Consider the following 12,950-nt stretch of genomic DNA (forward strand, 5'->3'; position numbering starts at 1 on the left):
TATATCAATTACTATAATAACAAGCGTATAAAGCAAAAATTGGCAGGCATGAGTCCGGTTCAATACCGTACCCATACCAGCCAATTAGCTGCTTAATATAAAACTCTAACTTTTGGGGGTCACATCACAAGCGGCATCCTTTCTTTTTACTTCAATTTATCAGGATTTAATACCTCTAACTCTGGAAGGACAAACAGACCATCCTTGCGGATCAGAACATCATCAAAATACATTTCCCCGCCTCCATATTCAGGCCGCTGAATATTGACCATATCCCAATGAATGTTGGAATGATTGTCATTGAAGGCATCATCATAGCATTGACCAGGAGTAAAGTGGAAGCTGCCGGCTATTTTTTCGTCAAACAAAATATCCTGCATTGGATTGAGGATAAATGGATTAACCCCAATTGCAAACTCCCCAATATAGCGGGCCCCTTCATCAGTGTCAAAGATTTTATTTATCCTTGTACTATCATTTGCTTCTGCTTCAACTATTTTTCCATCTTTAAAGGTTAGCTTCACATTTTCAAATGTAAAGCCTTGGTATGGTGATGGCGTATTATAAGTAATGACCCCGTTAACTGAATTCCGGACTGGAGCCGTGTACACTTCCCCATCTGGAATATTTAATCTTCCAGCACATTTAATGGCAGGAATATCCTTAATAGAGAAAGTTAGGTCTGTGCCAGGACCGGTTATGCGGACTTTGTCTGTACGGTTCATCAGGTCTACCAGACTATCCATAGCTTTATCCATTTTTCCGTAATCCAGGTTACAAACATCAAAATAAAAGTCTTCAAATGCTTCGGTACTCATTTTTGCTAGTTGCGCCATGTTTGAAGTAGGGTAGCGGAGGACAACCCATTTTGTTTTCGGGACACGGATATCGCGGTGTACCTTTTTTCCAATGGTATTACCATGAATTTTCATTTTGTCATCAGGCACATCGGCCTGTTCATTGATGTTGCTGCCTGAACGCAGTCCTATGTATGCATCCATTTTACTCATAACATTTGCTTCAAACTCAGCCATCATATTAAACTGTTCTTCCTGGGCACCTAATAATAAAGAACGATCAACTTGATGATCTTTGATTAAAACGAAAGGATAACCGCCAGCTTCATAGGCTTCTTTCACAAGAGCTGTGACAAGCTCACGCTGCAGCCCAAAGTTTTCAATTAGAACTTTTTCTCCTTTTTGAAGCTGAACAGAATAATTAATTAAATTTTTAGCTAGTTTCTCAATACGAGGATCCCTCATCATAATGCCTCCTACATAAAAAATTACATACAAGGATTATTGTAACCGAAAGGAGAGGAAAAGTTCATAGATAAAGTTCCAACTAATGATTTACGGATGAATTTTTTAAAACAATTGGCAGGAAATGAGGACAAAGATATTGAAGTAGTATAAGATTATTAGCGAGGTTTATATCCATCACTGATGGGTAATACATAATGATAGAGTTAAGGCGGAGGTATCACAATGCAAATTATTTTATACTTAAGCGTAGCCTTGATCGCGATTGCGTTTCTTGTGCTCGTCATCTACTTATCGAAAACGCTTAAATCCCTTCAAGAGACACTGGCAGGCGTTTCCGGCACGTTAAAGGGATTAGAAAAACAGCTTGATGGCGTTATGGGTGAAACTCATCTGCTGTTACAAAAAACGAATGCATTGGCGGAGGATATTCATCAAAAATCCAAGGATCTAAATAGTGTGGTATCAGCGGTAAAGGATGTCGGTACAACTATTGCTGGATTTAATGGAACGCTTAAAGGCATTACAACCTCGGTGGACCAAACAGTGGAGGAAAGCAAGGAAAAGGTTGCGCAGATCATTCAATGGAGCAATATTCTCCTCGAATTAAAGGATAAGTGGCAGGCTAGAAAGCAAGCAAATAATGAAGTAAATTCTGAAGTTAAACCGAGAATCAGAGCACATTAAATAAATCTAGGGAGGTATTGAAATGTCAAACAGAGATTATGAATCTCGAGAAATAAACCAAACCCGCAATGAAGGAACATCATCCGGCTTCTTATTAGGAGCGTTAATCGGCGGGGCAGTTGGTGCTGCAGCGGCACTGCTTCTGGCTCCGAAAACCGGGAAGGAACTGCGTATAACTTTAAGTAGTCAAGCAGGTTCCATTATGGAAAAAACAGCCGATTTACGGGAAAATGTAGTGAGTAAAAGCAATGATTTAGCATCAAAAACCTCTTCACTTTCTCAAGGTTTAATCCAGCAATCCTCTGGGCTGTTAAACAAGGCGAAGAACAAAGCGTCAAATAAAGCCGAAGCTGGCGAGGAATCAAGTCCCGCTTATATTTCAATAGGGAATCCAAAACCAACTTTTCCGAATAAAACAGTTGATGAGGCAACAGTAGACAGTGTTGAAATCAGGAAAAGAATAGCGGAAGCAGAAAAGGCATTGCAAGAAGAAGAAAGTAAGGTCAAGCTTTAAATCCGTTTATTTGTTATAGGTACGGTGAAGTGATAAAATTACTTCACCGTTTATTTATTTTAGGGAGGTTTTTTTATGTTAGAAAAAATTGATACAGTCGAACAATTTGAGGATTTGCTCCAAAAAGAAAGTAAATTTTATTTGTTAAAGCATAGTTTAACATGTCCTATCAGTCATGCGGCGTATAAGGAATATGAAAAATATGCAGATGAAAATCAGAATATCCCAACGTATTTCCTAGCTGTTCAAGATTCACGCCCACTGTCTAATGATATTGCTGAAAAATTTCAAATTAAACATGAATCCCCGCAAGCTATTCTATTTTCAAATGGAGAACCTATGTGGAATGCTTCCCATTGGAAAATAACCAACCGCTCTTTGGCAAATGCTATGAGTGAAAATCAATAAAAAATAATTTGAAATTTATTCACATTTTCAAAATAGAAAACATAAATTGATTAAATATATATAAAACAAATACTTTAGTGCTTAAAAGCGTCTAACCATTAAAGAAAAAAGAGATGACAAAAAAATTAATTTCCGTTATAATAAAGCCTAATTAAAAAATGTTTTAAAATTTCAAATTTTTAACCTTGTGAACCAGTAAACATTTGTCAAAAGAGTAATGATACTGATTTGCAAAAGAAAGGACGGGGATGCGTAATGGGTACCAATAAATTGGATCAATTGAGAGCGCGTGTAGATGAAGTAAACTTGGAGTTGTTGAGGCTGATTAATGAAAGAGCTCACCTCGTCCAAGAGATTGGACAGGTAAAAGGTAATCAAGGAGTATACCGTTACGATCCAGTCCGCGAAAGAAAAATGCTTGAGGTTATTAAGGAACACAATGATGGTCCATTTGAAGATGCAACTATCGATCATATCTTCAAAGAAATCTTTAAAGCAGGGTTAAATCTACAAAAAGATGATCATGAAAAAGCATTACTTGTCTCAAGAAAGAAAAAGCCTGAGGACACAATTGTTTCCTTAAAGGGTGAAACTGTCGGCGATGGTAAACCGCATTTTGTCTTTGGACCTTGTGCTGTTGAATCCTATGAGCAAGTAGCTACGGTGGCAAAGGCTATGAAAGAGAAAGGTCTAAAGCTTCTTCGTGGTGGTGCGTATAAGCCTAGAACTTCTCCATATGATTTCCAAGGCTTAGGGGTAGAAGGATTAAAAATTTTAAAACGTGTTGCAGATGAATTTGATATGGCGGTTATTAGTGAAATCGTAAACCCTGCTGATATTGAAATGGCGATTGATTACATTGATGTCATTCAAATCGGCGCCCGTAATATGCAAAACTTTGAACTATTAAAAGCGGCTGGTGCTGTTAAGAAGCCAGTGCTACTAAAAAGAGGTATTGCAGCAACAATAGAAGAGTTTATTAATGCGGCTGAATACATTATGTCACAAGGAAATGGCCAAATTATTCTTTGTGAACGAGGAATTAGAACTTATGAAAGAGCAACAAGAAATACACTTGATATTTCAGCAGTTCCAATTTTGAAACAAGAAACGCATTTGCCGGTAATGGTCGATGTAACACATTCCACAGGAAGAAGAGACTTGCTTCTCCCTGCTGCTAAGGCTGCCCTTGCTATTGGGGCAGACGGCGTAATGGCTGAAGTACATCCAGACCCTGCTGTTGCCCTTTCAGACGCACAGCAGCAAATGAATCTTGAGCAGTTTGACCAATTCTATAACGAATTGCTTGCATCAAACTTTGTCCGGATTTAATATTGCCAATCATTCAAAAAAAACCTTCTGCATTTGCCTGCAGAAGGTTTTTTGTTGAAAACAATAGAAAATATGACCAATGCGATTGCAGGTTTAATCTTCTTATCGTATAGTTAAAGACATATATCAAATTGTATATTTTCTCACAAAGCGGATAGGTTTTTACTAGCTGCAGTAAAATAAGAGAAATAAGGATCGTTTTAGGAGAGTGTTTAAACGTGAATATAACCATTTATGATGTTGCCCGCGAAGCTAATGTTTCCATGGCAACGGTCTCACGCGTAGTGAATGGAAATCCAAATGTAAAACCAGTAACCCGGAAAAAAGTACTAGAAGTAATTGAACGACTTGGCTACCGTCCAAATGCGGTTGCTAGGGGATTGGCAAGTAAAAAGACAACAACAGTCGGAGTCATTATCCCTGATATCTCTAACATCTTTTTTGCTGAATTAGCACGCGGAATTGAAGATATCGCAACGATGTACAAGTACAACATCATTTTAAGTAATTCCGATCAAAATAAAGAAAAGGAATTGCACTTGCTTGGTACGATGCTTGGGAAACAAGTAGATGGAATCGTATTCATGGGTGGAAACATTACCCCTGATCATGTTGAGGAATTTGAAAAATCACCTGTCCCAATTGTCCTTGCTGGCTCAATTGAAGAATCAGACAAGATTCCTTCTGTCAACATTGATTATGAAGAAGCGGTATATGATTCTGTTAAGGAATTCATTGAAAAAGGCCATAAAAACGTCGCCTTCGTGATTGGACCTCTTCATGAACCTAAAAATGCACAAAAAAAATTAAAAGGCTATGAGCGTGCTCTTCAAGAGGCAGGAATTGGTTACAATGAAGACCTTGTCGTTGAAGGTGACTATACGTATGATTCTGGTATTGAAGCTTTTGAAAAATTGCTTGAAGCCGAGATGCGCCCTACGGCTATCCTTGTCGGTTCTGATGAAATGGCCCTAGGGGTGGTACATGGAGCTGAGGACAAAGGTTACAAAATTCCGGAAGACTTTGAGGTTACCACATCCGATAATACAAGGCTTTCTTTGATGGTCCGTCCACAGCTGACCACAATTGTCCAGCCTTTATATGATATTGGCGCTGTTGCCATGCGGCTATTAACCAAATTGATGAATAAAGAAAAAACAACCGAAAACATTGTCATTCTTCCACATCGAATTGAACATCGCCAATCCACTAAATAAGCATCAAAAAACACAAGAGAAGATTCTCTTGTGTTTTTTAATATTTTAGTCCTCAAGTGTAGAGAGATCGCCTGCTGGCAAATTTAATTCCCAAGCCTTTAAGACGCGGCGCATAATTTTTCCGCTACGTGTTTTTGGCAGCTTATCACGGAAATCAATTTCTCTTGGGGCAGCATGGGCGGCAAGACCTTTTTTCACAAATTGTCTGATTTCTTCTTTCAGCTCATCTGAAGCTGTATAGCCATCCCTTAAGGCGATGAATGCTTTAATGATTTCTCCGCGGACAGGGTCTGGTTTACCAATTACGCCTGCTTCTGCAACCGCTGGATGCTCGACAAGCTTGCTTTCTACTTCAAACGGTCCTACCCGTTCACCGGATGTCATAATTACATCATCAATTCGCCCTTGGAACCAGAAATATCCATCCTCATCCATATATGCAGAGTCACCGGAGAAATACCAGCCGCTCGGCATAAAATAGGATTCATATTTCTCAGGATTATTCCAGATTGCATGCATCATGGAAGGCCAGCCTTTTTTAATAGCAAGATTCCCCATGCGATATGGCGGAAGTTCATTTCCTTGATCGTCCACAATAGCGGCCTTAACCCCTGGAATTGGCTTCCCCATTGAACCTGGCTTAATCGTCATGCAAGGGTAATTACTAATCAGTTGGGCTCCAGTTTCTGTCATCCACCAGTTATCATGGATTCGGTGATTAAATACTTTCATACCCCATTTAACGACTTCAGGATTTAATGGTTCACCCACACTTAAAACATGGCGAAGACTACTTAGGTTGAATTTTTTTACTAATTCATCACCAGCACCCATTAACATGCGGAAAGCAGTTGGGGCACTATACCATACAGTAACGCCAAAATCCTCAATCATTTGATACCAGGATTCAGGACTAAAGCGGCCGCCGATAATGACATTTGATGTTCCAGTTAACCATGGTCCAAAAATGCCGTAGGAAGTTCCGGTAACCCAGCCAGGGTCGGCAGTACACCAGTATACATCGTCCTCTTTTAAATCAAGCACCCATTTTGCAGTTTGGTAATGCTGGATCATTGCATTATGTACATGCAATACTCCTTTAGGTTTTCCAGTAGATCCGGATGTATAATGCAGGATTAGACCATCTGTTCTTTCTACCCATTCAATTTTAAGTTCTTTGCTTGCAGATTCAAATTTTTCTAAAAAGTTAATATATAACCCTTGTTCCACTACATTATTGCCCACAAGGAATATATGCTTCAACGCAGGCAATTCGCTGACAGGGACTCTGTCTAATAACTCAGGTGTTGTAACCAAAACCTTAGCCTCACTGTCCTGCAGGCGATCCTTGACTGCACCTTCCATAAATGCTTCAAATAAAGGGCCGACAATGGCACCAAGTTTAATCGCACCTAAAACAGTAAAGTAAAGCTCAGGAGAGCGAGGCATAAAAATGAATACACGGTCGCCTTTTTCAACATCACCGTAATTCTTTAGAACGTTCCCAGCTTTATTGGAAAGCTCCTTCATCTCTTTAAAGGTATACTTTTCATTCCTTGAACCATCACGATAATAAAGGGCAACCTTATTTTTTCTGAAGGTTTCTACATGGCGGTCAATCGCTTCATAGGCCAAATTCACAAGACCTGTTTCACTCCAAGAGAATTGCTTTTCCGTTTCTTTCCAGTCAAAATTCTTATACTTTTCCTCATAATTTTGTAAATTATGATCTCCTTGAACAACTGGTAACGCTTCCACTTTCATTTAATCTCCCCCTTGTTGTGTATTTTAAGATAATTATAGTACAAAAAGTTACTATTCACAATTTTTTAAATTTTACCTGCTATAATTTTATTATAATACTAATAGTATTTGTCAACTCGTTTTATAAATCTGAAAATTTTGTTAAGTCGACTTTACTTACTAGATTTTATGTATAATAGATTTGAACAACGAATGATTTTTTTAGGTAGGTGACCGTATGGAACATAAAAAAACATATAATGCCAAACAACTCAAAACACCTCATGGGACCCTGATTATTGAAGGGCCTATTTCGTCCGATAAACTAGCAGGGTTTGATTTTCATGAAGACCTGATTGCTTTTCGCCCGCCAGAACAGCAGCATAAGGCTTTAATTGGGATTGCTGACCTTTCAGAAGGCAGAATTATTATTGCCAGGTATCGAAATACCATTGTTGGTTATGTCACCTTCCTTTATCCAGACCCGCTTGAAAGATGGTCAGAAGGAAAAATGGATAATTTAATTGAGCTTGGTGCCATCGAGGTCATTCCCCAATTTAGAGGCAGTCAGGTCGGGAAAAACCTTCTGATTGTTTCGATGATGGATGATGCAATGGAAGACTATTTAACCATCACAACCGAGTATTATTGGCACTGGGATTTAAAAGGAACTAAATTGAATGTGTGGGAATATCGAAAAATAATGGAAAAGATGATGAATGCCGGCGGACTTGAATGGTATGCAACAGATGACCCAGAAATCTGTTCCCATCCCGCCAACTGCCTTATGGCGAGAATTGGAAAACGTATCGATAGTGAAACGGTGCAAAAGTTTGACCGCCTGCGCTTTATGAATAGATTTATGTATTAAAGTTTTGCTGATATTGCCTGCAATAGAGGGGGAATTGTTTATGATCATTGAAGAAATCATGAAAACAGATGTCGCAACACTATATCCAGATAATACAATTGCCGATGCAATGGATTTAATGGAATCTAGAAAAATTCGCCATATTCCTATTATCACTTCAGAAAAACAATTGGTAGGTCTTGTTACCATTGCCGAAATTAGGGAGGCAACACCCTCCATTTTTCATGCGAATGAGCATCCGGAGGATTTAAAAAAGCCGCTTGAGACAATCATGGAAAAAAACGTTATTACTGGTCATCCTCTCGACTTTGTGGAAGAAGTGGCCGGACTCTTCTATGAGCATAAAATAAGCTGTATTCCCATCATAAATGATCAAAAATTGGTTGGCATTGTTACCGAAACTGATTTACTGCGAACCATGGTTGAGTTGACAGGTGCCCATCAGCCCGGATCCCAAATTGAAATAAAGGTTCCTAATTTAGCAGGCAAACTTAGTGATATTACTACTGTTATTAAAAATCGGAAAGCAAATATTCTTAGTGTCCTTGTATATCCTGACAAATCGGATGATCAATATAAAATTCTCGTCATCAGGGTGCAAACGATGAATCCAACGGCGCTTATTCAAGATCTTAAAGAAGCTGGCCATCATGTTTTATGGCCTAATCTGCCGGGGATTTCCCTATGAAAGATCAATGCTCCTTTGTTTTCTCGGAAGAACTGTTAAATTATAAATTTAGCAGTCATCATCCGTTTAACCAATTCCGGCTTAAATTAACAGTAGATCTATTAAATAAAATGAATGCCTTAAATCCTGAACACATCATCCCTCCAAGAATGGCTACCGACGAAGAATTAGCGCTTATCCATGATCAAAGCTACATAGAGGCAGTGAAAAAAGCTGGATATGGGCAGCTTCCGAACGGAATCGCTGAAAATTATGGACTTGGTACAGAAGATACACCTATTTTTCCTAATATGCATGAAGCAAGTGCCTTACTAGTAGGCGGCACTTTAACGGCTGTAGACGAAGTAATGTCCGGCCGTGCCCGACATGCAGTAAATCTAGGAGGAGGATTGCATCATGGCTTCCGTGGCAAAGCCTCTGGATTTTGCATTTACAATGATAGTTCAGTAGCCATTAAATATATTCAGGAGAAGTATAATGCCCGGGTATTGTATGTTGATACAGATGCCCACCATGGGGACGGAGTCCAGTGGTCCTTTTATGATGATCCGAAGGTGTGCACCCTTTCGATTCATGAAACAGGAAGATATTTATTTCCTGGTACAGGGAATATCAATGAAAGGGGACAAGGTTCAGGCTATGGTTATTCCTTTAATATCCCAGTCGATGCCTTTACTGAAGATGAGTCATGGCTGAATGCCTATTCTCAGGCAATTAAAGAAGTGGCTGACTTTTTTAAACCAGATGTAATTTTGACGCAAAATGGGGCTGATTCCCATTATTATGATCCTTTGACACATCTATCAGCAACGATGAAAATCTACCGGGAAATTCCAAAGCTTGCCCATGAAATTGCTCATCAATATTGCAATGGAAGATGGATTGCGGTAGGAGGAGGCGGCTATGATATTTGGCGGGTGGTGCCCAGAGCCTGGGCGCACATATGGCTCGAAATGACTGAAAACTCAAATTGTTATGGCAGCTTGCCTGAGGAGTGGGTGGAACGCTGGCAAAAAGAGGCGCCTGTCCAATTGCCAAGGGAATGGGATGACCCGGAAAATTTATATACACCTATCCCAAGAAAAGCAGAAATTACCGAAAAAAATTTACTTACACTCGAAAAGGCACTGTATCCGATTCGGAATCATCAAAAAAGTGAATCTGTATAATTTTACGTAAAAAAACACAAGAGATGTAAGTCTCTTGTGTTTTTTATTACGGTGCAGGAGTTGTTGCAGCACCAACAGTAACTTGATTAGATGGGGCAGATTCTTTACCAGCAATATCAACAGCCGTTACATAGTAATTCCCGTTGCCTGCCGTATAAGACTTAGAGCCGCTATTGACGCTGGCTACTTTAATACCGTCTTGATAAACTCTGTACCCGACAACATCATTATCACCAGGTGATGACCATGTTATTGTACTGCCAGAAACCGATAACCCTACGCCGTTAGGAGTTTTTCCGTTATCAACCATTTTTGCACTTGATACAAGAACTTTGCCCCAACGGTCCTTATTTGGAATGAGCTGGCTATAATTTTTAAAGGTCTTTCCTACCATCCGAGTAATAAAGTCCGGATTTAGGATTAAACCAAACTGGGCAAACTCTTTTGGGGTAGAATTAAGAGCTAAATATCGTTTGTCGCCTATGGTGACAAATTTACCTTCGATTAAGCTATCATCAACTTTAGAAGGAACGTTATTAACATTAAAGTAATCACTCTCAATTAATCCTGCTTTGGAACAAGCACTAGATGGCAGCATTCCGGAAACAGCACAATAAGAGCGTTTTACAATTCCTTCTGGCATTTGAAACGATTCTTTAGGATCAATTAAATCGGGTTTAAGGTTATAGGCAGAATTGATTAATTCAGCCCACAGATTATTCGTTCGCTGGCTGTAAGACATCCCTCTAGACTGCAATGATTTAGGTGTATCATAACCGGTCCAAATACCAAAAGTGACATTTGGGTTGGTTGCAACGAACCAAGAATCAACATATTCATTACCAGTACCTGTTTTTCCTGCCCAATCGGCACGGAATTTTAATTTACTGTTAATCCCTGCTGCAGTCCCCATTTTGATAACATCCCGCATCATATCGAGCGTTAAATAGGCAGTCTGCGGTTTGAAGACGTCTACAGGCTTCACCTCGTGTTGATAAATAACTTTGCCGTTTTTATCAACAATTTTATCAATCATATAGGCATCAATAAATTTCCCGCCGTTCGCAAAAGTACTGAACGCATTTGTGTTTTCTTCTACAGTTACCCCCGTTATGGAACCGATGGCAGCTGAAAGGTTTGTATGATCCTCTTTACTAAGCGAGGTGAATCCCATCTTTTCCAAATACTTGGCGGGATGCTGGTTTACGATTTCAGAGTAAAGTTTCACTGCCGGAACGTTATAAGATTTTGCAAGTGCATATCTTGCTGAAACTAAGCCGCTATAGCGGTAATCGTAGTTTTGCGGCCATGGCTTGCTTCTGCCAGGAATAAAATTTAAGGCAACGTTAGGAAGCGGTGTGCCAGGAGATGCTTTTCCCAACTCTATTGCAGGACCGTAAACAAGAAGCGGTTTCATTGTGGAAGCGTTTGGACGAAGTGAACTAGTAGCGTGATTCATCTGTTGTTTATCATAATCTCTTCCGCCAACAAAGCTGATAATTTTCCCAGTCTTGTTTTCAATAAGCTCTGCCCCGACTTCCACTGGTTCCATCACAGTTTTCTTTTCACCTGTTTCAGGATCCTTTTTTTCCTGGGGTTTATCTGGGCCATAATATTTGTAATTATCCTTTACCTTTTGCATCGCTTCGTAAATACCTTGGTCGATGGTGGTATAGATCTGGTAACCATTTTGATGTAAAGCATGGTTGGCCATTGTTTGATATTTGTAGTAAAGATTATCATCATTTTTTAAATCTTTGTCTGTATAGTCATCTTTTTTTGCGAAAACTGTTGTTAGAATCCCAGCAGCTCGCTTTTCAATTTCTGTTGGCAGACCTGGGTATTTTTCACTTGGAGTACTGATCGGCTTAATAAAATCTTTCGTAATATCGTAGGAAGATGCTTCTGCATATTGCGTTTGATTGATATAACCGCCATCGAACATCCGTTTTAAAACTGTTTTCATCCGTGTGAGTCCTGGTTCAAGATTGTTCTTGACTGTACCTTCTCTGGTAAAAGGCGTATATCCAAAAGGACTCTGAGGCAATCCTGCGATAAATGCTGCCTGCGGAAGGGTTAATTCACTTGCTTTTTTTCCAAATATACCTTTTGCGGCTGCTTCAACCCCAGCAATATTTCGGCCTGATGAATTTCTGCCAAAGGTGGATACGTTTAAGTAAGCTTCGAGGATTTCTATTTTATCGAAGAATTTCTCTAAACGAAGGGCAAGTAAAATTTCATTGGCTTTCCTTTGAAAGGAAACCTCATTGGTTAAGAGTTGGTTTTTAATTAATTGCTGTGTTAATGTGCTGCCGCCAGATTGGACGGAAGAATTGGTCACTTCTTGAAAGAGGGCGCGGAAAACTGCCTTTGGCACTACGCCATGATGCTTATAAAAATATTCGTCCTCAGTAGCAACCACTGCATTGACTAGGTAGTCTGATACTTGATCCAGCTTTACTTCTTCACGTTCAAGATCGGAGCGCATTTTTCCTAAATAAACATTATTAGCAAAATATAATTCCGATGGTTCTGTATAATTATAAATATCTTTTTTCATACTTTCATATGAGCGGACAGGTTCGTCCTTTACTAGTGAGGCAAAATAACCAGCTCCAACCCCTGTAGCAAATGAACCTCCAAGGATGATAACTGTTAAAACCAACAGGAATAGGTTCCAAAATACAGAATAGGTAATTCGGGCCGATTTTACAGCCTTTTTATGGGTTATTAAGTTAAGCACGGATTTTGTTTTTTCCAGCCATGCTTGAATTTTTTCATTCATTTATAGCATCACCTCATCTAAAATCACATACATTATAGCATATAGAAGGTATAAAAACTGACAACGTTCTACATTTTTCTGAAATTTCCATTTCGAGTTTGACATAAGCAGAAAGATATGGTAAAAATGCTATAAGTTAAATTTCATAAACAAGCATTGAAGGGAACCAATTGTAGTTCTTCTATCCCTGTAAATTAGAGAGTCAGCGGCTGGTGAAAGCTGTCACAAATAGAAGAATGAATTACATCCTCGAGCTTTCTCTGTGAAAAGGTCA

Annotated in this window: 12 protein-coding genes and 1 other annotated feature (1 of these 13 running past the window's edge); of the genes, 9 read left to right on the forward strand and 3 right to left on the reverse strand. The window is 39.2% G+C overall.

The features are described 5' to 3' along the window. Positions 1–96 (forward strand): IS3 family transposase (locus LC455_RS11245; RefSeq protein WP_223591631.1); only part of this gene is annotated, 96 nt, incomplete at its 5' end. 50 nt (positions 97–146) lie between these two features. Here the strand turns inward: LC455_RS11245 and LC455_RS11250 are convergent. Next, positions 147–1,262: an aminopeptidase gene (locus tag LC455_RS11250; protein ID WP_223590932.1), complete on the reverse strand. Its 1,116-nt coding sequence runs from the start codon at positions 1,260–1,262 to the stop codon at positions 147–149. Positions 1,263–1,487: 225 nt separating this feature from the next. Between LC455_RS11250 and LC455_RS11255 the strand changes: the two genes are divergently transcribed. From LC455_RS11255 to ccpA, 5 genes are all read left to right on the forward strand, one after another. Next, positions 1,488–1,949, forward strand: coding sequence for a DUF948 domain-containing protein (locus tag LC455_RS11255; RefSeq protein WP_223590934.1), 462 nt, complete (start codon positions 1,488–1,490; stop codon positions 1,947–1,949). Between the two features lie 22 nt (positions 1,950–1,971). Next, positions 1,972–2,463 carry a YtxH domain-containing protein gene (locus tag LC455_RS11260; RefSeq protein WP_223590936.1) on the forward strand — a complete coding sequence of 164 codons (492 nt, stop codon included), beginning with the start codon at positions 1,972–1,974 and terminating at the stop codon, positions 2,461–2,463. Between the two features lie 75 nt (positions 2,464–2,538). After that, entirely contained in the window at positions 2,539–2,871 is a 333-nt protein-coding gene (ytxJ, locus tag LC455_RS11265) for a bacillithiol system redox-active protein YtxJ (RefSeq protein ID WP_223590938.1), read from the forward strand. Between the two features lie 255 nt (positions 2,872–3,126). After that, positions 3,127–4,203 (forward strand): bifunctional 3-deoxy-7-phosphoheptulonate synthase/chorismate mutase, encoded by a 1,077-nt coding sequence (locus tag LC455_RS11270; protein WP_223590941.1) that lies wholly within the window; start codon positions 3,127–3,129, stop codon positions 4,201–4,203. 218 nt (positions 4,204–4,421) lie between these two features. Next, a complete protein-coding gene (ccpA, locus tag LC455_RS11275) occupies positions 4,422–5,420 on the forward strand; it encodes a catabolite control protein A (RefSeq protein ID WP_223590943.1) in 999 nt (332 codons plus the stop codon). A gap of 45 nt (positions 5,421–5,465) precedes the next feature. Here ccpA and acsA read toward each other — a convergent pair whose 3' ends face one another. Continuing rightward, positions 5,466–7,184, reverse strand: coding sequence for an acetate--CoA ligase (acsA, locus tag LC455_RS11280; RefSeq protein ID WP_223590946.1), 1,719 nt, complete (start codon positions 7,182–7,184; stop codon positions 5,466–5,468). A gap of 217 nt (positions 7,185–7,401) precedes the next feature. Here acsA and LC455_RS11285 point away from each other — a divergent pair, with 217 nt between their 5' ends. Genes LC455_RS11285 through LC455_RS11295 form a run of 3 tightly spaced genes read left to right on the forward strand, consistent with a single transcriptional unit; the run spans position 7,402 to position 9,891 of the window. Continuing rightward, the gene (locus tag LC455_RS11285) at positions 7,402–8,034 is read left to right on the forward strand and encodes a GNAT family N-acetyltransferase (RefSeq protein WP_223590948.1); all 633 of its coding nucleotides are present in this window, start codon (positions 7,402–7,404) and stop codon (positions 8,032–8,034) included. Positions 8,035–8,074: 40 nt separating this feature from the next. Further along, positions 8,075–8,722 (forward strand): acetoin utilization AcuB family protein, encoded by a 648-nt coding sequence (locus tag LC455_RS11290; protein ID WP_223590950.1) that lies wholly within the window; start codon positions 8,075–8,077, stop codon positions 8,720–8,722. Continuing rightward, positions 8,719–9,891: an acetoin utilization protein AcuC gene (locus tag LC455_RS11295; RefSeq protein ID WP_223590952.1), complete on the forward strand. Its 1,173-nt coding sequence runs from the start codon at positions 8,719–8,721 to the stop codon at positions 9,889–9,891. Before LC455_RS11290 ends, LC455_RS11295 begins: the two co-directional genes overlap by 4 nt. A 46-nt stretch (positions 9,892–9,937) precedes the next feature. On the opposite strand, the gene LC455_RS11300 is transcribed toward LC455_RS11295, so the two are convergent. Next, complete coding sequence (locus LC455_RS11300) at positions 9,938–12,676, reverse strand: transglycosylase domain-containing protein (RefSeq protein WP_223590953.1); 2,739 nt, start codon at positions 12,674–12,676, stop codon at positions 9,938–9,940. Between the two features lie 147 nt (positions 12,677–12,823). Further along, positions 12,824–12,950 (forward strand) — a binding site (T-box leader); it runs 88 nt beyond the window's last position.

The sequence above is a fragment of the Neobacillus bataviensis genome, from assembly GCF_019969725.1.

Excerpts from the sequence above, each read along its gene's own strand:
- LC455_RS11250 (WP_223590932.1), bottom strand. The coding sequence starts at position 1,262 with ATGAGGGATCCTCGTATTGAGAAACTAGCTAAAAATTTAATTAATTAT.
- LC455_RS11255 (WP_223590934.1), top strand. The coding sequence starts at position 1,488 with ATGCAAATTATTTTATACTTAAGCGTAGCCTTGATCGCGATTGCGTTT.
- LC455_RS11260 (WP_223590936.1), top strand. The coding sequence starts at position 1,972 with ATGTCAAACAGAGATTATGAATCTCGAGAAATAAACCAAACCCGCAAT.
- ytxJ (WP_223590938.1), top strand. The coding sequence starts at position 2,539 with ATGTTAGAAAAAATTGATACAGTCGAACAATTTGAGGATTTGCTCCAA.
- LC455_RS11270 (WP_223590941.1), top strand. The coding sequence starts at position 3,127 with ATGGGTACCAATAAATTGGATCAATTGAGAGCGCGTGTAGATGAAGTA.
- acsA (WP_223590946.1), bottom strand. The coding sequence starts at position 7,184 with ATGAAAGTGGAAGCGTTACCAGTTGTTCAAGGAGATCATAATTTACAA.
- LC455_RS11285 (WP_223590948.1), top strand. The coding sequence starts at position 7,402 with ATGGAACATAAAAAAACATATAATGCCAAACAACTCAAAACACCTCAT.
- LC455_RS11290 (WP_223590950.1), top strand. The coding sequence starts at position 8,075 with ATGATCATTGAAGAAATCATGAAAACAGATGTCGCAACACTATATCCA.
- LC455_RS11295 (WP_223590952.1), top strand. The coding sequence starts at position 8,719 with ATGAAAGATCAATGCTCCTTTGTTTTCTCGGAAGAACTGTTAAATTAT.
- LC455_RS11300 (WP_223590953.1), bottom strand. The coding sequence starts at position 12,676 with ATGAATGAAAAAATTCAAGCATGGCTGGAAAAAACAAAATCCGTGCTT.